The sequence below is a fragment of the Pseudomonadota bacterium genome, from assembly GCA_039196715.1.
Taxonomy (GTDB): Bacteria; Pseudomonadota; Gammaproteobacteria; order CALCKW01; family CALCKW01; genus CALCKW01.
On sequence record JBCCUP010000057.1, the window covers coordinates 1 to 22,997 of the forward strand.

Sequence of the window (22,997 nt, forward strand, 5' to 3'; positions counted from 1 at the left end):
CAGATCATTCGCCGCGCACGGCGCGGCTCCCACAGAGGACGACTGGCGCCCGTGAGGCCTGCGGCGAGCGCGATACCGTGGGAGCGCCGTCCTCGCCATGGCGAGACGGGGCGAATGACGTCTCTCTGACAGGCACAGCGCCATTCGCCGCGCACGGCGCGTGGCGAATGGCGCCCAACGCGGCTCCCACAGAGGACGACTGGCGCCCGTGAGGCTTGCGGCGAGCGCGATACCGTGGGAGCGCCGTCCTCGCCATGGCGAGACGGGGCGAATGACGTCCCTCTGAAAGGTACAGCGCCCGTCGCCGCACTCAGCGCAGCGGCTCGACCCCGAAGGTGTTGATGCGGTCCAGCCGCTCGAGGTTGACCACCGTCGAGAGCATGATGCGGTCGTGGCTCCAGTCCGAGGGCTTTGCGAGCACGACCACCGCCAGCGCCATGAGCACCGTCAGCAACGCGGCCGGCACCAGGTTCAGCAACCGGGAGTGCGTCACGCCGCGCGCCTCGCTGAGTTCACTGATCGCGATGACCCGGCGACGCAGGTCGAGCTGTGTCGGCCGGTGCCAGAGCAGTTCGCGGCCGATGAACGGCACACTGGTGGCGAGCTCGCCGGGCGCGTCGCCACGGCGGGCCCGGCTGGCGTTGGCCGCCACGCGCAACAGCAACAGGCAGTAGGCCTTGGCGTTGATGTGGCTGCGCGAGAGCAGATTGGTGTCGCAGCTGTATTCCCGAAAGCGGCGAATGCGGGCGGCCAGAAAGTAGAACGCCGGGTTGATGATGAACAGCGGTGACACCAGTGACAACAGAATTTCCCAATCGACATCGCCCTGGCGAATGTGTTGCGCCTCGTGGCTCAAGACCATGGCGGCCGCCTGACGGTCTTGCATGACGCTCGCGGGGACGACGATGCTGTAGCGGTGGAGCCCGCGGGTGGAGAACGGCACCTGGATGCGGTTGGACAGGACCACGTCGACGCGCCGGGTGCGACGGATGCGGCTGCCGGTGGTGATGATGCGGCGAACCCGCACCCAGTTGAGCGCGATGTACGCCGCGCGCAGCACTGCGCCGACCGCAAAGGCGCTCAGCAACAGCACCGAAACGGTGGTGCCGGCGCCGGTGAGGTCCTGGATGAAACTGTTCTTCGCGTCGATCGCGTCGGTCAGGTGGGTCGCGGAGATGCTGAGGTTGCCCTTGAGGTACTGCGAGACCACGATGTCGGTGACGTTGAGGTCGATCGCCGTTGTCAGCGCCGTCTTGATCGGCGAGAGCACCAGCGGCAGCGCGGTGCTGGCGAGTGCGGCAATGGCGAGGTAGAGGCGCAAGGTGTACGCGGTGCGAAGCGGGGTGAGCTTCAGGCTGGACTCGATCACCCAGGCGGCGGCGAAAGCCGCCAGCAGCGCCAGGTTTGCCAAGGCAATCGTTTGCAGAACCTCGTTCATCGCCGTCACCCCCCGAAACGTGTGTCGATAATCGCTTTGATCTCTTTGATGGTCTCGTCACTGAGCGCGTCGTCTTCGACCAATCGGGCAACCAGCGCCGTGGGGGCGCCGTCAAAGAGTGCGTTGGCGAGGCTGCGCAACGACTTGCCCTCGTAGTCGGTCTTGCTCAGCGTGGGTTGGTACACGAAAGTGCGCTCGCGCTTTTCCGCCGAGAGGTAGCCCTTGTCGTGCAGCACCCGAAGGGTGGTAGCAACCGAGGTGTACGCGCGCTTCTCCCCGCGGTTGAGGATGTCCAGCACTTCGCGAACGGTGCCTGCGCCGATCTGCCAGAGCACCATCATGTACTCGAGCTCAACGGAGGTGAGCAGTTCACTTTTTCCCTTAGGCCTGGGCATCGTCGATCCCGGTGCGTAAATGATAGAAATAGTATTTTGCAAGGCGCGGATATTCAAGGCATTTTTTGATGGGTGCGCGCTGTTCAGCTGAACAGCCGACCCGCGTGCGTCTGCAGCAGGGCATGCAACGGGATGTGTTCCTGGCGGAGGAATCCGGCTTGCGGCAGTGCGCCGTTTCGCACGAGTTCGATCACGGCCGTGGCCGACGCCGACGTGGTCCACGCAATGGCGGTGTGCTGCAGGCCGTCGAGGGTCAAGGGTCGGTAGACCCGAACGAACTCCCGTCGGCTGAGTCTGCCGCCAAGCGTGCCTTCGGTCGCCACGTGGATGTACACCACGTCGTTGTCTGTGGGCGGTTTGGCGTTGACCAGGATGGTGCCGGCCTCCTCCCGCCGGTCACGCATCAGGAGTTCGTGAAAGAAAAAATTCATCAGCTCTGCGTGTCCGGGGTAGCGCAGGGTCTTGTAATCGAGGTTGTCCACCCGACCCAGGTAGGTCTCGCACAGGGTGCCGAGCCCGCCAGACGTGGTGAAGGCCTCGAGCCGCGTGCCGTCGATGTACACGGTCTCCAGCCACTCCATCGCGGAGACGGTCTTGTGTTCACCGTCTTCGATCACGTGGCAGTCATTGAGGTATTCGTTGACCACCCCCACCGGGGACCAGTTGAACGCGTAGCCCATCAGTCCGGTGGGGTGTTGCGGCAGTGCGCCAACGCGCAGCCGACACGAGCGGCAGTGGTCGAAGGCGTGGATCTGGTCGGCGGCCACCACGCCGACCAAACCGGGCGCGAGGCCGCATTGCGGCGCCATGACGCCGCGCGCGTCGGCGGCGAGTGCAGCCACCGTGTCGGTGGTGTGCACGTCCTCGGTCAGGTCGAAGTAGTGGATGCCGGCACCGTGTGCGGCGTGCGCCACGGCGGTGTTCAGGTGGTACGGCAAGCAGGAGAGTACCGCGTCGACACGGTGCAGAGCCTTCGACAACGCCTCGGCATTGCCCGTGTCCAATGCGTTGATCGGAAACGGTGTGGCTGCGGTGGGCGGTGTCAGATCGTAGCCGTGTACCGTGAAGCCGCTGCGGTGCAGCAGGCGAGCAGCGAGCAAGCCGACTTGCCCCAATCCGAGGACAGCGATGTGGTTCACAGTGCAACTACCGGTGACGTGTGTGTATCAGGGGCAACCGCGCAGTCGCGGATGCCCCGAGGCAGTGTGCGTGAATGCGGTGTCAGGCTGAATGGCCAAACGGGCAGCGAATCGGTAGATTACTGGCGATTCGCCAGAGCCGTGTTTCCCGATGGATGACCTTGATCATGCGTTGCTGCAGCGCCTGACACGGAATGCCCGTGCGCCGGCTGCGGCACTCGCCAAGGCCTTGAAGGTGTCGCGGGGGACAGTACAGAACCGCATCGACAAGTTGATCGCGGCCGGTGTGATCGAGCGTTTCACCGTCGCGCTCGGACCCGCGGCGGCCGACCGGCAGGTGAGCGCCTTTGCCCTGATCAAATTGACCGCCAGCGATGACCGCGACACCCGTGCGGCGTTGCTGCGCATCGACGCCGTCACCGACATCCACACCCTGAGTGGGCCCTTTGACCTGGTTGTCGATCTCCGGGTCGACACGCTCACGCGGCTCGACAGTACGCTGGATCGCATCCGTGTTCTGCCTGCGGTGGCAGACACGCAATGCCACATCCGCCTTGCGCCTGTCGAGCGGACACCGTAGCCGTCGAGTGCGGGCTCACGCGGTGTCGGCGTGCAACCAGGTGAAGAGCTTCAGTGTCAGTACGGCGGCGATAAGTTGCAGGGCGATGAAGGCGGGCGCGTCGATCGGTGCGATGCCCGCAAACGAGTCGCTGAGCGTGCGGGCCACGGTCACGGCGGGGTTGGCAAAGGACGTCGACGACGTGAACCAGTAGGCGGCCGTGATGTACAGGCCCACGGCCAGCGCGACGCTGTCGGGCCGGTAGCGCACGCAGCTCAGGATGGTGCCGATCAGGCCGGCGGTGGCGACGAACTCGCCGAGCCACTGACCGCTGCCGGTACGCCCGGTGGTCGAGACGCTGACCGCGGGCATCTCGAACATCAGATTGGCCACAATGACCCCGACAACACCGCCCAGCACCTGCGCAACGACGTAGCGAAGCCCCTCTGCGGTGCCGAGCTCGCCGCGCAGGCGGAACACCAACGTGACAGCCGGGTTGAAGTGCGCGCCCGAGATCGGCCCGAAGGCCAGGATCAATACCACAAGGATGGCGCCGGTCGGCAGGGTGTTACCGAGCAATGCGAGGGCCACGCTCCCGTCGGCGAGGCGCTCGGCCATGATGCCGGAGCCGACCACGGTCGCGAGCAGCACGGCGGTGCCAAGGCCCTCGGCCACGAGTTTCTGTGCGGAAGAGGGCGAGGTGCTCATGCGCGTTGCCGAGGGAGTGTTATGGGGTGGCCGATCAGCCGAGCACGGGCCGCATGAAGCTGCGGTCGTAGCGCTCGAAACACCGCGTCTGCGCGTAGTAGGCCATCGCCGCCTGGCACTCGGGGTCGGCGGCGGCCTGTTCGCGGTAGGTCTCGTAGGCCGCGAGCGACGGAAACGAAAACAACGCGAGCGCGGTGTCGCTCGCGCCCTCGTGCGGCAGGAAGTAGCCGTGGTGAGTGCCGCCGAATTTCTCGACCAGCGGAATCCAGAGGCGTGCGTAGTGCTCGAATTCGGCGAGCTTGAGCGGGTCGACGGTGTAGCGGATCGAGCAGGTGATCATGGGCCTGTTGTCGCTGGGTGGGGCGGGCCGGCGGCCTCAGCAGGTGTAGTTGAGCCCGAGTCGGCCGCCGTCCACGTTGATGGTTTCACCGGTGATGTAGCTCGCCTTGTCACTGACCAGGAACGCAACCACGTCCCCGATTTCGCGCGGTTCGCCGACCCGCTGGAGCGGCGTTCGCGACATCACGCGCGCCATCGCGTCGGGGTTGGCGTTGACGCCGGCCATCATCTCCGTGTCGATCGAGCCGGGCCCCACCGCGTTGACGCGGATGTTGTGCGTGGCTAGGGCCAGTGCCGCCACCTTGGTGAGCTGTGTCACGCCGCCCTTGGAGGCGCAGTAGGCGGGAATCGCGGGGATTGCCACTTGCGCGTTGATTGAGGACATGTTGACGATCGCGCCGGCGATGCCCTTGGCGATCATGGTGTTGGCGGCGCGTTGCGTCGTGACAAAGTAACCGGTGAGGTTCAGCGCCAGTACCTTCTGAAAGTCCTCAAGCGAGTAGCTCAGAAAGTCGCCCGGCAACGCGATGCCGGCGTTGTTCACCAACGCGGACACCGGTCCGCACTCGGATTCGACCCGGTCGAACAACGCCTGGATCTGATCGGGATCGGCCATGTCGCTGGCGATTGCCAGGGTGTCGTCGCCAAGCGAGGCCGCGGCGTCGGCGACGGCCTCGGCGTTGATGTCGGTCAGCACCACGCGGAAACCGTCGGCCTTGAGCGCCGTCGCGCAGGCGAGCCCGATGCCCTGTGCGCCGCCCGTCACCAGGGCAATACGGTGTGCGTCTGACATGATTGAAGTCCTCGTCGGCTCTCGCGGAATCGGCGGTCGGGCCTACAGGCTCTTGACCACCTGGTTGGCTGTGAAACCCAGTTGATAGAAGCGTGACATCACCGCTGCTGTCGGGACGCGTTTGAGGTCGCTGAACGGCAGCGGCAACGCGTCTCGCGGGGTGCCGGTCAACACGTCGGCCATCGCTTTGCCGAAGATGGTGCCCGTGGTGATGCCCCGGCCATTGTACCCGATCGGTGTGAACAGCCCGGGGGCGAGTTCGTGGATGTGTGGCAGGTGGTCGGTGGTCATGGCGATGCGACCGTGCCAGGCCTCTTCGAAGTCGACCGGGCCCAGGTCCGGGAAAAGACGTGCGAGTTGCCGTGTTGCCCAGCGCCGCGAGAGCCCGGTGTCGCGAGACCCGACAACCGTGCCCATGCTGCCGATCAGAATGCGATCGGCTGCGTCGCGCCGCAGCGAGAACATGATCTTGCCGGTGTCCCACAGACCCTGGCGCTGGGGCAGGATGGCGGCGCCGCGCTCGCCGAGGGGCTCGGTCGCAAGCTGAAAGTAGTGAATCGGGGTGAAACTGTGCTGGAGTCCGGGCCAGAGCGCGTCGGTGTACGCGTTGGTTCCCAGCACCACGAAGCGCGCCGTCAGTGCGCCCTGATCGGTGATCACGTTCCACTCGCTGCCGCTTGGCTCGAGCCCGGTGACCCGCACACCGGTGTTGATGGTCGCACCTGCGGCGCGGGCGGCGCGGGCGAGGCCACGGCAGTAGCCCATCGGGTTGATCGTGCCGGCGCGTCGGTCGACCAGGCCGCCGTGGAACGCGTGCGAGCCGATCAGCGAGGCGACCTCGTCGCGGTCGAGCAGATCGACGGGTGCACCCAGGCGGTCCCACTCGGCCTTGCGTGCGCGCAGGTCCTCGAAACCCGCAGCCGAATGGGCCGCGTGGATTGTGCCGTTCTGCGTCGCCTCGCAGCGCATCTGGTGTTGTTCGATCAACGAAAACACGTACGCCGGTGCCTCGCCCAGGCGCTCGACGTAGCGCGTTCCATAGGCCTCGCCGAGTCGCGCACGCACGTCCTGCGGCGCCAGCCAGGCGGCAGCGTTGACCAGGCCCACGTTGCGGCCCGAACCGCCGTAGCCGATGTGCTTCGCCTCGAGCACCCGGGTTGTCAGCCCAGCCTCCTGCGCATGCAGGGCTGCCGAGAGACCGGTGAAGCCGCCACCGACGATCGCCACGTCCACGCGACCGTCTGCAGCGAATGGCGCGCTGAAATCACGCTCTTCGGAGGACGCGTCCCAGAGGGACATGGGGCGGTCGGTCATCGTCTGCAAACCGGGTGGCGGGACACACGCAACAGGGTTGCACCGCCGTTGAGGGGTGTCAATATGTGGGAAAAGCGTTCCACAATTCGGAACAAATCAGGCCCGTCGCAGTTTCGCTGACACCGACGCGGCGCACTCGGCGACCAGCGCGCCGTAGCGGTCTGCATCGCCGTCCGGCAGATTGATGTCGGGCAAGGACACGCCCAGCGCAGCAGCGGCCTGGTTGTCGGCCAACAGTACGGGCGCGCCGAAACTCAGGATACGCTCGCGAAATTCGCCGGTGTCGAAGGCGTAGCCGCGCTCGAGGGTGGCGGCCATGTCGACGTCCAGCTCGGCCAGCGTGGTCAAGGTGCGTTCGGTGTGCTGACTCAAGTGGTGCTGCATCAGGTCGCGCCGCCGGGCGTACTCGTGCGCGAGGATGGCCTTGCCGGTTCCGACACAATGCATCGGAGCGCTGCCGCCGACCGGGTTCCAGGAGCGGATCGGTTTTTCGCTGTCGATCTTGTCGATGTAGACCACCCGTGCGCCCTCGGGCACCGCGAGGTAGATGGTCTCGCCGGTCTCGCGTGCCAGGTGTTGCATCTCGGGCCGCGCGATCTCACGCAAGTTCAGGTTGTCGACACAATGCCGACCGACTTGCCAGGTCTTGAGGGTGGCGACGTAGCGTTTGTCCGGCGTGCTGCGGGCGTAGCCGAGCGCACACAGAGTCTGCAACAACCGGAAGGTATTGGACTTGGTCAGATCGAGCTCTTTTGACAGGGCTGTCACACCCTGACCGGACGGGCTCTTCGCGAGGGCTTCGAGTACGCGCAAACCCTTGGACAGGGTGGAGTCAACCCGAACCGGTGTGGTTGTGGGCTCGCTCATGCGCTGCCTTTGGCCTGTGTGTTCGTCGGCGGTTGCAGGGGGGGTGGGTCGAATGCCCGCACGGCAGGCACCGGGCCCTCGAAGCGCTGCACGTCGACGCGCACGCCGTGCGCCGCAGGACCCTGACTCAGGGACGAGGCGCGCAGATCGCGGGTCAGGACGTTCGGGTTGCCGTGTCGATCACGGTCTTGCGGCGCGTCGAAGTCCGGGTCATACCAGGCGCCGGTCCAGAGAAAGACGCAGCCGGGGCGAATGCCGTCGTCAAGTTGCGCGCCTGCAAGGCAACGTCCTTGTGCGTTGAACAGTTCGACGATGTCGCCGTCGGCGATGCCACGCTCGGCGGCATCAGCCGGGTGTATGCGCAAGGGCTCCCGCCCTTGTATTTTATGTTGCACACTCCACGCGCCGTTGTCGTGTTGGCTGTGCAAACGTGTCGCAGGCTGGCCCGAGAGAAGCGAGAGGGGGCCATCGGCGTCCCCCTGTGCGGGCGGAAACCAGGTCGCTTGCGCGGGGCAATCGTCCAGCGCATAGCCCGCAAGGGTCTCGCTGTAGAGCTCGATGCGCCCGCTCGGCGTCGGCAGGGCATGCGCGACCGGGTCGGCTCGAAACCCCGCGAGAAAGACCTGGTCCGGCGCAGGGTCCGGCAGGCTGACCAGGTCGCCGGCGATGAAATCGTCCCAGTCAGGCAGGTCGACGTCGTGGTCGGACGCCATCGCACGGGTGGTGTCCCAAAGCCTGTGCAGCCAGTCTGTTTCGCTGCGCCCTTCGGTGAACGCGTCGTGCACGCCGAAGCGCTCGGCGAGGTCGGTGTAGATGTCGTACTCGACGCGGGCGTCGCCGGGCGGGGCGACGGCACGCGGCATCGGAATCAGCGCGTTGTCCGATTGGCCGGCGGCAAAGTCCCACCTTTCGGTCGCTGCGGCAACGGGCAAGACGATGTCGGCGTGGCGGGCCGTGGCGGTCCAATTGATCTCATTGACGACAATGGTCTCGGGGCGTGCAAAGGCCTCGCGCAAGCGGTTCAGGTCCTGGTGGTGATGAAAGGGGTTGCCGCCGGCCCACCAGACGAGCTTGGTGTCCGGAAAGCGCCGCGTCGTGCCGTTGAACCGGTATTCGGCGCCGGGCTTGAGCAGCATTTCGCTGATCATCGCGACCGGGATCCAGTTCGCGACCGGGTTGTCGCCCTGGGGCAGGTGTCCGGCGCGAAACGGCCGGTTGATCTGGCCGATGTTGCCGTTGACCGCGTAGGCAATCGTGTAGCCGCCGCCCGGCAAGCCGATCTGCCCGAGCATGGCCGCCAGGGTCACCGTCATCCAGAGCGGTTGTTCGCCGCGGTCGGCGCGTTGCAGACCGGCCGCGGTGGTGATCATGGTGCGTTGCGAGGCCATCTCGCGGGCCAGCTGCGCGATCCGGTGGGCCGGGATGCCGCACTGCTCGGCCGCCCAGGTTGCGCTTTTCGAGACGCCGTCCGGCGCGCCGCGCAGGTAGGCCTCGACCTTGTCCCAGCCGACGGTATAGCGCGCCAGGAATGCCGTGTCGTGCAGCTCTTCCACCAGCAGCGTGTGCGCGATGCCCATCATCAAGGCGGTGTCCGTACCCGGCTTTGGCGCGAGCCATTCGGCGCCGATGTCCGCGTCGATGTCGCCGCGAAGCGGGCTGACATTGATGAACGACACGCCTGCGTTTTTGCAGGCCTGTAGCGTGCTGCGAGCGCGGTGTTTTGACATACCGCCGTCGCTGATCTCGGTGTTGCGCATCGGCAAGCCACCGAAGGACACCACCAGATCGCTGTGCTGGGCGACCACGGTCCAGCGGGTGGTCTCCTTGACGTGCTGGCGGAAGTCACCGACGACGTAGGGCATGAACTGCAAGGCCGTCTCGTAGCTGTAGTTGCCCCGGGAGGCAACAAAACCGCCGATGCAGTTGAGGAAGCGTTTGAGCTGGCTCTGTGCGTGGTGAAAGCGACCGGCGCTCGCCCAGCCGTAGGAGCCCGCGAACAGGCCGTCGTTGCCGTAGTCCTCTCGCACGCGGGTCAATTCGGCTGCGAGCAGGTCCAGCAGCCGGTCCCAGGACACCTCGACGAAGGGCTCGCGCCCGCGTCGGTCGGTGGCGGCACCCGGGCCGTGTGCGAGCCAACTGGCGCGCACGGCGGGTCGCAGGATGCGCGCTCGACCGGACAGGCTGCTGGCAATGTTGCGGTTCAACGCCGAGCCGGCCGGGTCGGCGGCGTGGTCGCGGACGGATGCGACCGTGTCACCGCGCGCCGTGGCGACCGCGGCGCCCCAGTGGTTGGCCGTCAGGGTGTCAGGCATCGGAATTGTTCCACTATAAGAAACAGATATTCCGGATATTGACACGATTATCCGACGGGTGTCATGTTCCTCGCTTTGTGAAGCCTGGAGTGCGTGTGGCGGACTCGGACCCCACGTTGGCAGACCGGTTGGTTGCGGCCGGACGCCCTGACCCGATCGAGGGACGGCACGTCAACATGCCGATCGAGCTCGGCTCCACCAGGGTGTTCGACACACTGGGCGCCTTCGAAGCTGCGCGTGCCGCGCGCCTGCAATCCGGGACAGCGTACTACGGCCGCTACGGCAACGCGGCGAGTTTCAAGCTCGAAAGCGCGCTCGTGGAGCTCGAGCAGGCGGCAGGTGTCACGTTGACGTCATCCGGTGTGTCGGCTATCACGTCCGCCCTGTTGGCCCTGCTGGAACCGGGGCAGCACCTGTTGATCGCCGACAACGTCTACGGTAACAGCCGTGCCTTCGCCGATTCGGTGCTGCGGCGCATGCAGGTCGAAGTGGAATACGTCGATGTCCAGAACCTCGCGGACCTCGCACTGCGGTTCAAGGCGAACACGGCTGCCATCCTGTTCGAGGCGCCGGGCTCGGGTACCTTCGAAGTGCCTGACATCCCCGCTGTCGCCGCACTGGCTTCGAAGAACGGGGTTACCAGCATCCTCGACGGCACCTGGGCCTCGCCGGTGTTCTGCCAGCCGTTGACACACGGTGTGGATGTGTTGTTGTACTCCGGCTCAAAGCACATCGTCGGGCACTCGGATGCCATGCTTGGCATTATCGCCTCAGCAGACGGCAACCTGCACGAACGCATACGGCGGTGCGTGTTCGCGCTCGGTGACAAGGTTGGCGGACAGGAAGTGATGCTCGCCCTGCGCGGCCTCAGGACCCTGGCTCTGCGCATGCGAGAGGTCGACCGCAACGGCCGCTGTGTGGCGGAGTGGCTGGCGGAGCAGCCCGTTGTTGCGCAGGTGCTGCACCCGGCGTTTGACAGTTGCCCCGGGCACGCCGCGTGGCAACGCGACTTCTCTGGCGCCGCCGGTCTGTTCGGTGTCGTGTTTCACGCGAGCACGGCGGGTGCCGTTGTGCGCTTTGTCGACGCGCTCACCCACTTCGGCATCGGCGTGAGCTGGGGTGGTTACGAGAGCCTCGTGCTGCCGGTCGAACCGGTGCGCACAGCACGTCCCTGGCATGCACCGGGGCCGCTGCTGCGTTTCAATGTCGGACTCGACAACCCGGACACCCTGATCAACGATCTTCGCGACGCCTTGCCGTTGCTCACCTCGGAGGGAGCTCAGCTCCATGAACAACCAGATTGACCATGTCGCCATCGGCGCCGCCAGTCTTGCCGAAGGCCTCACTGCGCTGGCGCCCACACTCGGCGTGACGGTGCCGACCGGCTCCAAGCACGACGCCATGAGCACGCACAACGCCGTGATGCGGGTCGCCGACGGCGTGTTCTTCGAACTCATCGCAATCGACCCCGACGCGCCGGACCCGGGTCGCGTGCGCTGGTTCACCCTGGACGACCCGGCCACGCAGGCGCGCATCGCCGTTCGACCGCGCGCCTTGTGTTGGGTCGTCAACACGGACGACCTCGACGCCGTGGTCGCGGCGAGTCCCGTGCCGCTCGGTGAGGTGGTGCACTTCCAACGCGGCGATCGCACCTGGCGGCTGACCGTCCCGGCAGACGGTTCTCTGCCCGAGCAGGGCCTCATTCCGGCGTTTATCGAATGGTCGCCTGGCCCCCACCCGAGTGTGGCGCAACAGGACCTGGGCGTGCGCCTCAGGGCGGTGCGGCTGACGCACCCCGACCCCGACGGCTTCACGGAAACCCTCGCCGCGCTCGGTGTTGCGCACCTCGCGGTGCTCGAACAGGGGCCGCACGCGCTGGCGTTCGAGTTCGACACACCCAGCGGCGCCGTCGTGCTCGACTGATCGGGACAGCTTGCCGGCGTGCTCAGTGGGCGCTGATGCGCATGCGCCGACGCAAGTACTCGCCGTACTGCCCGAGTGAGAAGATGAACAGCCAGTAGATCGCCGCAACGAAGGCGTAGACCTCGAGGTAGTAGGGCGTCCACTCGCCGGTGCCGAAGGCCGCCACGGCCGAGGCCAGCACTTCAAAGAAACCGATGATGATCACGATTGCGGTTTCCTTGAAGGTCACCACCACCATGTTGACGGTGCCCGGCAGCGCGTGGCGGAACACCTGCGGCAACACGATTTGCGTCAACACGGCCCAGCGGCTGAGCCCGAGTGCGTTTCCGGCTTCGACCTGACCGTCGGGGATCGCCTGGAAGCCGCCGCGAAAGACTTCGGCCTGGTAGGCGGCGAAGAAGAGCGCAAAGGCCACGATCACCCGCCAGAGTTTGTCGCCCTGCAACCACTCGGGCAGCAGGATCGGGATGACCACCGCGGCAGTGAAAAGCGTGGTCAACAGCGGCAACGACCGGATGAAATCGATCACGGCCCCGGCCAGGAAGCGCAGGATGGGCAGCTGACTGCGCCGCATCAACGCGAGGCCGAGTCCCATCGGCATGCCCAGCAACACGACCGAGGAAAACAGCAGCAAGGTCAGCGACAGGCCACCCCACTGGTCGGTCGTCACCTGCGTCAAGCCGAGCCAACTGCCCTCCATCAGCAGGTAGTAGGCGGCGAATCCCGCGACCCAGAGGCCCGCGAGTCGCGTGCCGCGCCAGAGTGCCGGTACGCAACTCAGGATCACCGTCGCGATGATGCACAGGCAGGCCAAGGTGGAGCGCCAGTGCTCATCAAAGGGGTAGAGGCCAAACAGGATCAGCCTGTGTCGCGCGTCGATCACCGACCAGCACGCGCCAGCGGCGTCGCGGCAGGCGGCGACGTCCTCGGCCGACCACACGGCTTGCAATACCGCCCAGTCGAGCGCCGTGAATCCCAGCCACCCCAGGCCTGCGAACACCAGCACACTCAGCGCGGCGTCAGCGGGTGTCGCGAAGGCACGACGCCGCAGGGTCTCGGCGAGGCGTGCGGCGCGGCCGGGGCGTGGGGCGGTGGCGGTGTTCACCTCAGTGCCCCTTGAACTGCATGCGCGCGTTCAGCCAGTCGACCACGCGCGCGAGCGCCACGTTGATCAAGAGGAATGCCGCCATCAGCAAGGCGATCAGTTCCAACGTCTGGCCCGATTGCGTGATGGACGTGGAGACGATCATGAAGAGGTCCGAGAACCCGATGGCGACGCCGACCGTGGTGGCCTTCATGACGAAGATCCACTGGTTGCCGAGCGGCGGGATGATGCTGCGCAAGGCGAGCGGCAGCTTGACCTCCCACCAGATGCGCGCGCTGCTCAGGCCCAGTGACTGGCCGGCCTCGATTTGCCCGCGCGGTACTTCCTCGAGGCCGCCGCGCACCACCTCGGCGATGTAGGCCGAGCTGTACAAGGTGATTGCGACCACCATCGCGAGAAGCTCCATCGACACCGTGAGGCCGCCGCGAAAGCGCAAGCCCTTGAGCGCGGGTATCGACCACGCGCCCTGGTCTGCGGGGGCGAGGGTCAGGGCTGCGACAGCGCACGCGATGACCGTGATGGTGAGCCACAACACCAGCGCGCGAACCACGGCAACCCGCCGCCAGACGAGACCCGCTGCGAGGGCCAGTGAGCCCACCAGCAGCGCGAGCCCCGCCCACAGCGGGACGTTCAGCATCGGCAGCAGCAGACCGCGGTTTGACAGAAAGACGAGGTCCGAGAGCGACATCGCTTGCCGCGGTCCCGGCAGGTGAATGAACGCGGCGTACCAGAACACCGCTTGCAGGATAAGCGGGATGTTCCGGAACAACTGGATGTAGCAGGCTGCCACCGACGCCAGTGCCAGGTTGCGCGCGTCGCGGACGCTGCCGATGATGAAACCTGCAACGGTCGACAAGGCGATACAGAGCAGGCCGAGAAACAGCGTGTTCAGGAAACCGATCGTCAGGGTGCGGCGGTAGGTGTCGTCGATTGACCGGGGTATCAGCGAAAACGAGTACCCCCAGCCAGTCGAGCGATCGAGAAACCCGAAACCACTGGTGATACCGAGGGTGTCCAGGTTGCGCTGCGTGCTCAACACCATGCCGACGAGCAGCCACAACACGCACGCGGCGATCAGCGCTTGCCACAGCCAGAGTCGCCAGGGTCGGCCCACTTTTGGGCGCACCGTTTCGTGCTGGCTGCCGCTGCCTTCGTCCCCGTCTGGTTGGCTGGCTGTGCGCATGGGTCAGGGCGTGGTGGAAGTGAAGAGGGCCGCCGCCCGGTGGACGGGCGGCGGCGGAGGCGGGTGTTGCCTCAGTCGAGGATCGGTGCGTAGAGGACGCCGCCGTGGCTCCACAGGTTGTTGAGGCCGCGCTCGAGCTTGTACGGCGATTCCGCGCCGAGGTTGCGCTCGTAGATTTCGCCGAAGTTGCCCATGGCGGCGATCATTTCGCGCGCCCAGGTGTCGCGCAGGCCGAGACGCTCACCCATGCCGGGAGAGGCGCCGAGCAGGCGTGCAACCTTCGGGTTCGGCGGGTTCGCTGCCATCTCGTCAACGTTGGCAGACGTTACACCTTCCTCTTCGGCGATCAACAAGGAAGCGAGCATCCAGTTGGCCATGTCGACGAAGTTGTCGTCGCCCTGGCGCATGGCTGCGGCGATCGGCTCGTTGGAGAGCTGGTCGTTGAGGATCACATGAGCGTTCGGGTCTTCGAGCTCGGTGGCGCGCAACACGGCGAGGAACGGGCCCCAGGCGGCGAAGGCGTCACACCGGTTGGCGAGGTAGGCCGCGCGCATTTCGGCGGCTTTTTCATAGTTGACCATGGTGTGCTCGACGCCGAGGGTCTTGAGGTAGTTCGATGCGATGCGCTCAATGGTGGTGCCGGCCTCGACGCAGATGGTGCCGCCGTCGAGTTCACTGGCCTGGGTGACGCCGAGGTCGCCGTGTGCCATGAACTGTGTGCCGCCGAAGAAATACGGCAGGCTGAATTGCAAGCCGAGCTCGGTGTCTCGACCCATCGTCCAGCCGGTGGCCTTGATGATGATGTCCACGTCGCCCGACTGCAGCGCCGGGAACCGCTGTGCCCAACTGAGCGGGACGATCTGGGCTTTGTCGGGTGAGCCGAGAATCGCGGTGGTCATCGCGCGGCAGATGTCGATGTCGAGCCCTTTCCACTCGTTCTTGTCGTTCACTTCGACGAAACCGAAGTAGCTGCCGTTGTGGCCCGAGCACAGCATGGTGCCGCGGTCCTGTATTTTCTGGATGGTTGGTCCCGCTTCGGCTGCAACCGCAGCGAAGGGCATTGCCACCGCGACGGCCGCTGCCGCCGACAATTTTACAAGCTTGGTAATCATCTGCCGCTCCTTTGTTGTTCCGGTATATGGCACAGGTGTTTTGATATAAAGAATGGCAGTCCGTGGCGCAGCGTGTCAAGGCGGGAAACCCAGCGGCAAATGCCGTGCGACAGGCCTGCAGTGGTACGCTGTACGGACAACGCCCGGCGGAGACAGACGATGGCGAATTTCGTGTTGGTACACGGCGCGTGGCACGGTGGTTGGTGCTACCGCGACACCGCAGCGGCGTTGCGCGCAGCCGGTCACACGGTGCACACGCCGACGCACACCGGCCTCGGTGAAAAGGCACACCTTGCCTCCGAGGCGATCACGCTCGAGACCCACGTGCGCGACGTGATGGGGTGTATCGAGTCCGAAGAGCTCGATGACGTGATCCTCTGCGGCCATTCCTATGGCGGCATGGTGATTACCCAACTCGCTGACCGCATGCCGGATCGCATCCGCGCGCTGGTCTACCTCGACGCATTCGTGCCCAAACACGGCGAGTCACTGATCGACCTGCTCGATCAGGCCCTGCCGCCCGAGGTGGCCGCGCAGTTTCGCGACGGCTTCCGGGGTGCAGCCCAGGAGGGGGGCAGCGGCCTGATGCAGCCGATCCCGGCCGAGGTCTTCGGGATCAGCGAAGCCAACCGCGCTTGGGTGGAGCGGCGCTGCGTGCCGCAGGCGCTCGCGACGTTTGAGATGCCCGTGCTGTTGTCCGGCGCGGGGGATGCAATCGGTCGGAAGGTCTACATCCTGGCGGACAATTGGAACCCGAGCCCCTTTCGGCATTTTGCCGCCGAGGTGAAAGACCAGCCCGGCTGGGAACTCGTGACCTTGCCGACAAGCCACGATGTCATGGTCGACATGCCGAATGAGCTCGCTGCAGCCTTGATGGCCTTGGCGTGATGGTGGCGGCACCGCTCATCGGTGCCGCACCGGGTCACCGGCTGGCGTATTGGCGGATGGCGTGGCCCCCGTCCACGTCGATGACCTGACCGGTCAGATAGCCGTTCGTGAGCGTCGCCAGGACCGCCTCGGCGATATCGCGCGGGACACCGACGCGGCCAACCGGCAGGCTCTCGCCCGTGCTCAGGTACATCGCTTCTCGCGCCGCCTCGGGCACGCTTTCATAGGCCTCAGAACGCACCATGCCCGGTGACAGGCAGTTCACCCGCACCTTGGGGCCGAGCTCCAGCGCCATGGCCCGTGTCAGCGCTTCAACGGCGCCGTTGACTGCGCCGAGGCCCGCGCAGTTCTCGCCCGGGTGGCGACTGAGCACGCCGGAAAACAACACGATCGCACCGCCTGGCCTGATGTTCGGCAGCACTTCGCGCGCGGTGACGTAGGGGCCGAAGAACTTGGCGTCGAACATGCGTCGAAGCGGTTCGGTCTCGGCTGTGGCAAACGGTCCGTGCGCTGCGCTCGAGGCCGAGATCACGAGGTAGTCGATGACCGGCAGGGCTGCGGCCCAGGCCTGAACCGCTGCTTCGTCCGTCATGTCGACCGGGGCGACCGTGGCGGCTGGGCCGATGGTCCGCGCGGCGGCGTTCAGCTTTGCTTCGGAGCGGCTCGAAAGCACGACCTGGGCGCCGAGTGCTGCAGCAAGTTCGGCGGTCGCGCGGCCGATACCGGTCGCGCCGCCCACCACCAGAACGGTTTTGCCTTCCAGTGTGATCATGGTCTGTTCCCTCTGTCAGTGTGAGTCCGGTCGTCGCAGTGAGCTGTTCAGGTCGAGCGAGATGTCCAGCCGTTGAAGCGCAGAATAGGGATGGCTTGAGTATTAGTGAAATGCATTATTAGAATGTGTAATGCGTCAAACTAATTTATCTTCGGTCGACCTGAACCTGTTGAAGGTCCTGGACCAGATCGATCGGCACCACAGCGTCACCGGCGCGTCGAAAGCGTTGGGGGTGGGTCAGCCGGCCGTGAGCCAGGCATTGGCACGGCTGCGGCTGACGTTTCAGGACGCGTTGTTCACGCGGGGCCCCGGTGGCTTGCAACCCACGCCACGCGCACTGGAGATCATCGGGCCCATTCGGGCGTCGCTGGGTCAGATCGAGCACAGCCTGTTCGGGCCGCAACAGTTCGATCCGGCAACGACTGACACGCGTTTTTTCATTGGTGCCTCGGACTACGCTGCGGCGTTGTTTATCCCCGAGCTGATGGTGGCCATGGCGTCGTCGATGCCCGCCGCAAACCTCTCGATACGCCGGGCCGACAAGTCCGATGCCATGGCGATGCTGTCCGACGGCTCGGTCGACGCGGCCATTGGCCTCTTCCCCGACGTGGTGCCCTACATCCGCAGGCGTACGCTCTTTTCGGACCGGCATGTCTGCGTGTTCAACGCGGCGCTGTGCGACTTGCCGGACCCGATGACACTTGACGACTACGTCGCGCACGACCACCTGCTGGTGTCGCTCGACGGGTCACCGGTCGGCTTTGTCGACGGGCTGTTGGCGGCAGAGGGCTTGCAGCGACGGGTGGCGGTGACCACGCCCTACTTCCTGCAGAGTGCCTACCTGCTCGAGTCGCTCCCGCTGATCGCCAGTCTGCCGGAACGGTTCGTGCGCTCGTGCCCCCGCCTGTCAACGATGGCGACGCGGCCACTGCCCCTGGACGGCCCGCGCTTCGACGTCTCGGTCGCCTGGCGTGCCGGCGACGACCGCAACCCGCGTACTGCAGCGCTCACCCGGTTGCTGATCGAGGCGGCAGCGCGCTGAGCGAGCGCGGTGCGCGCCTGGCAATTCGCTGGTGCTCAACCCCGCATCAACGCCCCGGTCGGGTCGTACAGCGGCGCGGCCTGCACGGTCGCAGGGTAGCGCTCGCCGAGGATCTCGACGTGGAGCTCGGCGTCGGTTGTGGCGTGTTGGTTCGCGACGTACGCCATGGCCATCGATTTGCCGACGTGGTGCGCGTAGCCGCCCGAGGTGATGTACCCGACTGCGGTGTCACCGACCAGCACGGCTTCGTCGAGTGTCACGTCGATCGGCGTGTCGATGACCAATGTCACCAGCCGACGCGTCACACCCTCGGCCCGCGCTTGCTCGGTCGCGGCTTTGCCGACGAAGTCCTTGTTCCAGTTGATGAACACGTCCATGCCACTTTCGATGGCGTTGAAATCGGGCCGGAACTCGAGCCCCCAGGCACCCCAGGCTTTTTCCAGGCGCAGCGACATCAGGGCGCGGTTACCGTACCAGCGGAAGCCAAGGTCGGCGCCCGCGGTTTCGATCGCCTCGCTGAGTTTGAGCAGGTAGGGCGGTCGGCAGTAGATCTCGAAGCCGAGCTCGCCCGAGAAGCTCAGGCGGTTGAGCACCACCGGCACCCCGCCCACGTGGGTGCGGCGGGTGTCGCGGAAGGCCAGCGCGTTGGCACTGACATCGTCGCGGGTGATGCGTTGCAGCAGCGCGCGTGAGTGCGGGCCCGAGAGCGCGATGCCGTGCCAGTCGGCGGTCTGGTTTTCGTGGTCTACGCCGTCGGGCAGCGTCTGCGCCCAGAAGCGGCTGTGCGCGTCCTGCATCGCGCCAGAGCCGAACAGCATGAAGTCCTCGTCGCCGTAGCACGCCACGGTCAGGTCGCCGTACAGGCGGCCCTGCGGTGTCAGCATCGGCGAGAGGGCGATGCGACCGGGTTTCGGAATGTGACCGGCGAGGGTGTGGTCGAGCCAAGCGCGTGCCCCGGGCCCCCGGACCGCGTGCTTGGCAAAGTTCGCGATCTCGATGCCGCCCACGCCGGTTCGCACTGCTGCGACTTCGCGCGCGACGTAGTCGTGCGAGCGGTTGCGTTCGAAGGTCGGGTCCTCCCAGGCGTCGTCGGGCCCGTCGGCGAACCACAGGGCGTGTTCGAGTCCGAAGGCCTGCCCCATGCGCGCGCCCTTGGCGACCAGGCGGTCGTGCAGCGCGGTGGTCTGCTGCAAGCGCCCCTTGGGCAGGGTTTCGTTCGGGAAGGTCATCACGAAGCGGCGCTCGTAGTTCTCGCTCGACTTGACCGTGCCCCAGTCGGGCGAGGCCCAGTCGCCGAAGCGGGCGACGTCCATCGCCCAGACGTCAATCGAGGGCTCACCGTCGATCATCCACTCCGCCAGCGTGAGGCCGACGCCGCCGCCCTGGCAGAAGCCCGCCATGACGCCGACAGCGCACCAGTAATTGCGCAGGCCCGGCACCGGACCGATCATCGGGTTGCCGTCCGGACCGAAGGTGAACGGGCCGTTGATGATGTTCTTGATGCCCGCTTCGCCGATCGTCGGAATCCGCTCGAAGGACATCTCCAGGCGGTCGGCGATGCGGTCGAGGTCGGGCTGCAGGAGCTCGTGGCCGAAGTCGTCCGGCGTGCCGGCGACTTGCCAGGGGGTGGAGCGTGGCTCGTAGGTGCCGAGCAGCATGCCGTGACGCTCCTGGCGAAAGTAGATGTTCGCCTCGTAGTCGATACCGGCGGGCAAGCGGCCGGACTCGCCCTGCTTCATGCGTTCGACGATCGCCGGGATGTCCTCGGTGATCAGGTAGTGGTGTTCCATCGGCTGCACGGGCAGCTTGAGACCGGCCTGGTGGCCGACTTCGCGTGCCCAGAGACCGCCGCAGTTGACGATGTGTTCGGCGTTGATAGACCCTTTGGGCGTGGCGACATCCCAGCTGCCATCGGCCCGTTGTGACACGGCGGTGCAGGGGGTGTGGGTGAAGTACTTCGCACCGTGCACGCGCGCGGACTTGGCGAACGCGTAGGTCGCGCCGGAGGGGTCGAGGTCGCCGTCCTGGTCGTCCCAGAGCGCTGCGTAGTAGTGCTTCGGGTCGACCAGCGGGTGGCGTTCGGCCAGTTCGCTCGGGCTGATGAACTCCTGGTGCAGGCCCATGTAGCGCGCTTTGGAACGCTCGCGCTTGAGGTAGTCGTACCAGGCCTTGGTCGAGGCGGCGTAGAAACCGCCGGTGATGTGCAGGCCCACCGACTGCCCCGAGGTCTCTTCGATCTCCCGGTAGAGGTCGATGGTGTAACTCTGAAGGCGGCTGATGTTGGGGTCCGAGCTGATCGTGTGGATCTGGCCGGCGGCGTGCCACGAGGAGCCCGAGGTCAACTCGTCGCGTTCGAGCAGCACGGCGTCTTTCCACCCGAACTTGGCAAGGTGGAACAGGATCGAGCAACCGACCACGCCGCCGCCCACGATCACCACTTTGGCGTGGCTGGGCAGGGTGCTGTCGCCGGCGGTGTCGTCGGTGATGATGTCGGGCATGGTCGGGCTCTCGTGTCAGGCTTGGCGTAGTTGAAGGGCGGTCAGTACCAGGCGTCGGGCAATTCGGCCTTTCGGCGGGCCACGTAGTCGTCGAGTGCCTCGCGCGTGGCGGCGTCGAGCGGTGGCGCTTCGTAGGCTTCGAGCATGCTGTTCCAGCGCTTGAAGGCGCGCACGCGCATGTCCTCGGAGCCGTTCTCCTCCCAGCTCTCGACGTTTTCGCTGTCGCTGAGCGCGGGCTCGTAGAAGGCGGTCTGGTAGTTGCGCATCGTGTGCGCACTGCCGAGGAAATGGCCGCCGGGGGCAACTTCTTCGTAGGCGTCGCGGGCGAAAGCGTCGTCACTGAGGTCAGCGCCGCCAAGCACCTTCTGGTAACTGCCGAGTCGGTCTGCGTCCATCACGAGTTTCTCGAAGCCGGTGGCGAGACCGCCCTCGAGCCAGCCAGCGGCGTGCAAGGTGAAGTTCGAGCCAGCGAGCATGGTCGAGTGCATCGAATCGGCGCTCTCGTAGGCCGCTTGTGCGTCTTCGATCTTCGACGCGGTCAGCGAGCCGCCGCAGCGCAGCGGCAAGCCGAGGCGACGGGCCAACTGGCCGATCATGTAGTTTGACAACACCGGCTCCGGCATGCCGAAGGTCGGGGCGCCGGATTTCAGCGACATCGACGAGAGAAAGTTGCCCATCACGAAGGGCGCACCTGGGCGCACCAACTGCGCAAAGGCGCAACACATCATCGATTCGGCGACCGCCTGGGCAACCGAGGCGGCGGTGCTCACCGGCCCCATGGCGCCGGTCAGGATGAAGGGCGTGACCACCATCGCCTGGCCACGGGACGAGTAGACTTGAATCGCCTCGGTCACGACCTTGTCGACCAACAGCGGGGAGTTGGTGTTGACGTTGGCCATGATGCAGACCTGCCGGTCGAGGGCGTCAGCGCCGAACAGGATGTCCGCCATGTCGACCGAGTCCTGCGCGCGGCTTTTCTCCGTGATCGCTCCGAGGTGCGGTTTGTCGCTGAGTGTCATGTGCGCATGCACCATGTCGAGGTGGCGCTTCGATACCGGGATGTCGGTGGGCTCGCAGACCACGAAGGAGCCGTGGTGCAGGTTGGGGTGCAGGTAGGTCAGTTTGACCAGTTTCTCGAAGTCATCGAAGGTGGCGTAGCGGCGTCCCCGCTCGAGGTCGCGCACGAAGGGCGCGCCGTAGATCGGCGCAAAGACCATGTTCTCGCCGCCGATCACCACCGACCGCGCCGGGTTGCGGGCGTGCTGGGTGAATTGCGCGGGCGCCTGGGCCACCAGGCTGCGGATCCACTGGGCGTCGGCTGTGATCAGGTCGCCGTGTTCGCCCGCCGGGGTGACACCGGCGGCGCGCCAGATCTCGAGTGCGGTCGGGTCGTCGCGAAAGGCGATGCCGACGTTCTCGAGCATCCAGTCGACCTGCGCCTCGAGCGCAACCAGTTGCGCGTCGTCCAGCGGGTCGAAAAAAGGCAGCTTGCGCGCGATGTAGGGCGGTGCCGCAGGGGCGGTTGCCGCGCGGTCGCGCGGCTTGCGGGAGCGTCGGGCCATGGGTCGTGCCGGGGCGTGTCTGGCCTGAGTGTACAACCGCCCGTCGCCGTGTCATCGTGCGAAAATCGTATCGTTTGGATAGCCAAAATCTATGGCAGATCTCTGGCGAAAGATCGGCTCACCGCGCAATCTCATCGTATTTTCAGCCGCTGCACACGCCGGTTCGTTTACGCGGGCTGCAGAGGCACTGCATATGCAGCAGCCGTCGGTGAGCGCGGCGATCAAGCAGCTCGAGGCGGCGCTGGGGGTGACGCTGTTTCGACGCGCCCACCGCGCCGTGACGCTCACGGCGGCGGGCGAGCGGCTCTACGCCGATGTCTCGCGCGCGCTGACGGACATCGAGCGCTCGGTCGACGCCGTGCGGCAACTCGGGCGCAACACCCACGTGACCCTGAGCGCGTCCTCGGCCTTCACCTACTACTGGATGATGCCCAAACTGCACCGCCTGCGAGAGGCGCACCCGCACATCGACTTGCGCATGCAGAGCAGCGACCGCGAGCCCGATCTCGACGCCGAACACATCAGCCTCGGCATCCGGCTCGGCGCGGGCCCCTGGCCCGGCTACTCGCAACACCGCCTGGCTGACGAGGTGATCTTCCCGGTCGCGAGCCCGAGGGTCATGGCGTCGGCGAAGAACCTGCGGTCCATTCCGAATTTGTTGCACGAGCGGTTGATCCACCTCGAGGAGCCGATTCGCGAGCGCCCGACCTGGGCCCAGTGGTTCGCGCACCACGGCATCCGCACCGTCGACGTCGCTGCGGGCCTCAGGCTGAACGACTACGCGCTCGTGCTGCAGGCGGCGGTCGCGGACGAGGGCTTTGCCTTCGGCTGGGAGCACATCGTGCGCAACGTCCTCGACCGCAAGCTGCTGGTGGCGCGCCGCGAGTGGGCCTGGACCACCGGCAACGGCATCTACCTGGTCTGGTCGGATTCGACCCCGCTCAGCGCCGACGCGCTGCGGGTGCGGGACTGGCTGGTCGCGGAGTCCGACTACCCGCTCGTGGCGTGACGCTGTTTGACGGCGAGGCTGCACTGACACTGCGCGTTC

General features: G+C 66.1%; 21 protein-coding genes. 6 read left to right on the forward strand and 15 right to left on the reverse strand.

Going from position 1 to position 22,997, the window contains the following annotated elements:
* Positions 1 to 310 precede the first annotated feature (310 nt).
* The 3 genes from AAGA11_16675 to AAGA11_16685 form a co-directional block, all read right to left on the reverse strand.
* A complete protein-coding gene (locus AAGA11_16675) occupies positions 311 to 1,438 on the reverse strand; it encodes a M56 family metallopeptidase (GenBank protein MEM9604502.1) in 1,128 nt (375 codons plus the stop codon).
* A gap of 5 nt (positions 1,439 to 1,443) precedes the next feature.
* A complete protein-coding gene (locus AAGA11_16680; protein ID MEM9604503.1) occupies positions 1,444 to 1,833 on the reverse strand; it encodes a BlaI/MecI/CopY family transcriptional regulator in 390 nt (129 codons plus the stop codon).
* A gap of 83 nt (positions 1,834 to 1,916) precedes the next feature.
* A complete protein-coding gene (locus tag AAGA11_16685) occupies positions 1,917 to 2,972 on the reverse strand; it encodes a saccharopine dehydrogenase C-terminal domain-containing protein (protein ID MEM9604504.1) in 1,056 nt (351 codons plus the stop codon).
* Between the two features lie 151 nt (positions 2,973 to 3,123).
* Here AAGA11_16685 and AAGA11_16690 point away from each other — a divergent pair, with 151 nt between their 5' ends.
* The gene (locus tag AAGA11_16690) at positions 3,124 to 3,552 is read left to right on the forward strand and encodes an Lrp/AsnC family transcriptional regulator (protein ID MEM9604505.1); all 429 of its coding nucleotides are present in this window, start codon (positions 3,124 to 3,126) and stop codon (positions 3,550 to 3,552) included.
* A gap of 15 nt (positions 3,553 to 3,567) precedes the next feature.
* Here AAGA11_16690 and AAGA11_16695 read toward each other — a convergent pair whose 3' ends face one another.
* From AAGA11_16695 to AAGA11_16720, 6 genes are all read right to left on the reverse strand, one after another.
* On the reverse strand, positions 3,568 to 4,239 hold the full coding sequence (locus AAGA11_16695) for an MIP/aquaporin family protein (protein MEM9604506.1): 672 nt from the start codon (positions 4,237 to 4,239) through the stop codon (positions 3,568 to 3,570).
* 34 nt (positions 4,240 to 4,273) lie between these two features.
* The gene (locus AAGA11_16700) at positions 4,274 to 4,579 is read right to left on the reverse strand and encodes an NIPSNAP family protein (GenBank protein MEM9604507.1); all 306 of its coding nucleotides are present in this window, start codon (positions 4,577 to 4,579) and stop codon (positions 4,274 to 4,276) included.
* A 36-nt stretch (positions 4,580 to 4,615) separates the two neighbouring features.
* A complete protein-coding gene (locus tag AAGA11_16705) occupies positions 4,616 to 5,371 on the reverse strand; it encodes an SDR family oxidoreductase (GenBank protein MEM9604508.1) in 756 nt (251 codons plus the stop codon).
* Between the two features lie 42 nt (positions 5,372 to 5,413).
* Positions 5,414 to 6,685: an FAD-binding oxidoreductase gene (locus AAGA11_16710; protein ID MEM9604509.1), complete on the reverse strand. Its 1,272-nt coding sequence runs from the start codon at positions 6,683 to 6,685 to the stop codon at positions 5,414 to 5,416.
* 96 nt (positions 6,686 to 6,781) lie between these two features.
* A complete protein-coding gene (locus tag AAGA11_16715) occupies positions 6,782 to 7,552 on the reverse strand; it encodes an IclR family transcriptional regulator (protein ID MEM9604510.1) in 771 nt (256 codons plus the stop codon).
* Positions 7,549 to 9,864 (reverse strand): molybdopterin-dependent oxidoreductase, encoded by a 2,316-nt coding sequence (locus tag AAGA11_16720; GenBank protein ID MEM9604511.1) that lies wholly within the window; start codon positions 9,862 to 9,864, stop codon positions 7,549 to 7,551. Before AAGA11_16720 ends, AAGA11_16715 begins: the two co-directional genes overlap by 4 nt.
* Positions 9,865 to 9,959: 95 nt before the next feature.
* On the opposite strand from AAGA11_16720, the gene AAGA11_16725 reads away from it, so the two are divergent.
* Both AAGA11_16725 and AAGA11_16730 read left to right on the forward strand, forming a co-directional pair.
* Complete coding sequence (locus AAGA11_16725) at positions 9,960 to 11,168, forward strand: PLP-dependent aspartate aminotransferase family protein (GenBank protein ID MEM9604512.1); 1,209 nt, start codon at positions 9,960 to 9,962, stop codon at positions 11,166 to 11,168.
* Positions 11,152 to 11,787 carry a VOC family protein gene (locus AAGA11_16730; protein ID MEM9604513.1) on the forward strand — a complete coding sequence of 212 codons (636 nt, stop codon included), beginning with the start codon at positions 11,152 to 11,154 and terminating at the stop codon, positions 11,785 to 11,787. Before AAGA11_16725 ends, AAGA11_16730 begins: the two co-directional genes overlap by 17 nt.
* A 22-nt stretch (positions 11,788 to 11,809) precedes the next feature.
* On the opposite strand, the gene AAGA11_16735 is transcribed toward AAGA11_16730, so the two are convergent.
* From AAGA11_16735 to AAGA11_16745, 3 genes are all read right to left on the reverse strand, one after another.
* Positions 11,810 to 12,892: an amino acid ABC transporter permease gene (locus AAGA11_16735; GenBank protein ID MEM9604514.1), complete on the reverse strand. Its 1,083-nt coding sequence runs from the start codon at positions 12,890 to 12,892 to the stop codon at positions 11,810 to 11,812.
* A 1-nt stretch (position 12,893) separates the two neighbouring features.
* The gene (locus tag AAGA11_16740) at positions 12,894 to 14,075 is read right to left on the reverse strand and encodes an ABC transporter permease subunit (GenBank protein MEM9604515.1); all 1,182 of its coding nucleotides are present in this window, start codon (positions 14,073 to 14,075) and stop codon (positions 12,894 to 12,896) included.
* A gap of 71 nt (positions 14,076 to 14,146) precedes the next feature.
* Positions 14,147 to 15,187, reverse strand: coding sequence for an amino acid ABC transporter substrate-binding protein (locus AAGA11_16745; protein ID MEM9604516.1), 1,041 nt, complete (start codon positions 15,185 to 15,187; stop codon positions 14,147 to 14,149).
* A 159-nt stretch (positions 15,188 to 15,346) separates the two neighbouring features.
* Here AAGA11_16745 and AAGA11_16750 point away from each other — a divergent pair, with 159 nt between their 5' ends.
* Positions 15,347 to 16,075 carry an alpha/beta fold hydrolase gene (locus AAGA11_16750; protein MEM9604517.1) on the forward strand — a complete coding sequence of 243 codons (729 nt, stop codon included), beginning with the start codon at positions 15,347 to 15,349 and terminating at the stop codon, positions 16,073 to 16,075.
* 34 nt (positions 16,076 to 16,109) lie between these two features.
* Here AAGA11_16750 and AAGA11_16755 read toward each other — a convergent pair whose 3' ends face one another.
* Complete coding sequence (locus AAGA11_16755) at positions 16,110 to 16,847, reverse strand: SDR family oxidoreductase (GenBank protein MEM9604518.1); 738 nt, start codon at positions 16,845 to 16,847, stop codon at positions 16,110 to 16,112.
* Positions 16,848 to 16,977: 130 nt separating this feature from the next.
* On the opposite strand from AAGA11_16755, the gene AAGA11_16760 reads away from it, so the two are divergent.
* Complete coding sequence (locus AAGA11_16760; GenBank protein ID MEM9604519.1) at positions 16,978 to 17,889, forward strand: LysR family transcriptional regulator; 912 nt, start codon at positions 16,978 to 16,980, stop codon at positions 17,887 to 17,889.
* Positions 17,890 to 17,924: 35 nt separating this feature from the next.
* On the opposite strand, the gene AAGA11_16765 is transcribed toward AAGA11_16760, so the two are convergent.
* Positions 17,925 to 20,387 (reverse strand): FAD-dependent oxidoreductase, encoded by a 2,463-nt coding sequence (locus AAGA11_16765; protein ID MEM9604520.1) that lies wholly within the window; start codon positions 20,385 to 20,387, stop codon positions 17,925 to 17,927.
* Between the two features lie 41 nt (positions 20,388 to 20,428).
* Positions 20,429 to 21,949, reverse strand: a complete 1,521-nt coding sequence (locus tag AAGA11_16770) for a trimethylamine methyltransferase family protein (GenBank protein ID MEM9604521.1) — start codon at positions 21,947 to 21,949, stop codon at positions 20,429 to 20,431.
* 91 nt (positions 21,950 to 22,040) lie between these two features.
* Between AAGA11_16770 and AAGA11_16775 the strand changes: the two genes are divergently transcribed.
* Complete coding sequence (locus AAGA11_16775) at positions 22,041 to 22,958, forward strand: LysR substrate-binding domain-containing protein (GenBank protein MEM9604522.1); 918 nt, start codon at positions 22,041 to 22,043, stop codon at positions 22,956 to 22,958.
* Positions 22,959 to 22,997: the final 39 nt, after the last annotated feature.

What these genes read in the sequence shown, in the direction of transcription:
- AAGA11_16675 (MEM9604502.1), bottom strand. Translation starts at nt 1,438, where the DNA reads ATGAACGAGGTTCTGCAAACGATTGCCTTGGCAAACCTGGCGCTGCTG.
- AAGA11_16680 (MEM9604503.1), bottom strand. Translation starts at nt 1,833, where the DNA reads ATGCCCAGGCCTAAGGGAAAAAGTGAACTGCTCACCTCCGTTGAGCTC.
- AAGA11_16690 (MEM9604505.1), top strand. Translation starts at nt 3,124, where the DNA reads ATGGATGACCTTGATCATGCGTTGCTGCAGCGCCTGACACGGAATGCC.
- AAGA11_16695 (MEM9604506.1), bottom strand. Translation starts at nt 4,239, where the DNA reads ATGAGCACCTCGCCCTCTTCCGCACAGAAACTCGTGGCCGAGGGCCTT.
- AAGA11_16700 (MEM9604507.1), bottom strand. Translation starts at nt 4,579, where the DNA reads ATGATCACCTGCTCGATCCGCTACACCGTCGACCCGCTCAAGCTCGCC.
- AAGA11_16705 (MEM9604508.1), bottom strand. Translation starts at nt 5,371, where the DNA reads ATGTCAGACGCACACCGTATTGCCCTGGTGACGGGCGGCGCACAGGGC.
- AAGA11_16710 (MEM9604509.1), bottom strand. Translation starts at nt 6,685, where the DNA reads ATGACCGACCGCCCCATGTCCCTCTGGGACGCGTCCTCCGAAGAGCGT.
- AAGA11_16715 (MEM9604510.1), bottom strand. Translation starts at nt 7,552, where the DNA reads ATGAGCGAGCCCACAACCACACCGGTTCGGGTTGACTCCACCCTGTCC.
- AAGA11_16720 (MEM9604511.1), bottom strand. Translation starts at nt 9,864, where the DNA reads ATGCCTGACACCCTGACGGCCAACCACTGGGGCGCCGCGGTCGCCACG.
- AAGA11_16730 (MEM9604513.1), top strand. Translation starts at nt 11,152, where the DNA reads ATGAACAACCAGATTGACCATGTCGCCATCGGCGCCGCCAGTCTTGCC.
- AAGA11_16740 (MEM9604515.1), bottom strand. Translation starts at nt 14,075, where the DNA reads ATGCGCACAGCCAGCCAACCAGACGGGGACGAAGGCAGCGGCAGCCAG.
- AAGA11_16745 (MEM9604516.1), bottom strand. Translation starts at nt 15,187, where the DNA reads ATGATTACCAAGCTTGTAAAATTGTCGGCGGCAGCGGCCGTCGCGGTG.
- AAGA11_16750 (MEM9604517.1), top strand. Translation starts at nt 15,347, where the DNA reads ATGGCGAATTTCGTGTTGGTACACGGCGCGTGGCACGGTGGTTGGTGC.
- AAGA11_16755 (MEM9604518.1), bottom strand. Translation starts at nt 16,847, where the DNA reads ATGATCACACTGGAAGGCAAAACCGTTCTGGTGGTGGGCGGCGCGACC.
- AAGA11_16760 (MEM9604519.1), top strand. Translation starts at nt 16,978, where the DNA reads ATGCGTCAAACTAATTTATCTTCGGTCGACCTGAACCTGTTGAAGGTC.
- AAGA11_16765 (MEM9604520.1), bottom strand. Translation starts at nt 20,387, where the DNA reads ATGCCCGACATCATCACCGACGACACCGCCGGCGACAGCACCCTGCCC.
- AAGA11_16770 (MEM9604521.1), bottom strand. Translation starts at nt 21,949, where the DNA reads ATGGCCCGACGCTCCCGCAAGCCGCGCGACCGCGCGGCAACCGCCCCT.
- AAGA11_16775 (MEM9604522.1), top strand. Translation starts at nt 22,041, where the DNA reads ATGGCAGATCTCTGGCGAAAGATCGGCTCACCGCGCAATCTCATCGTA.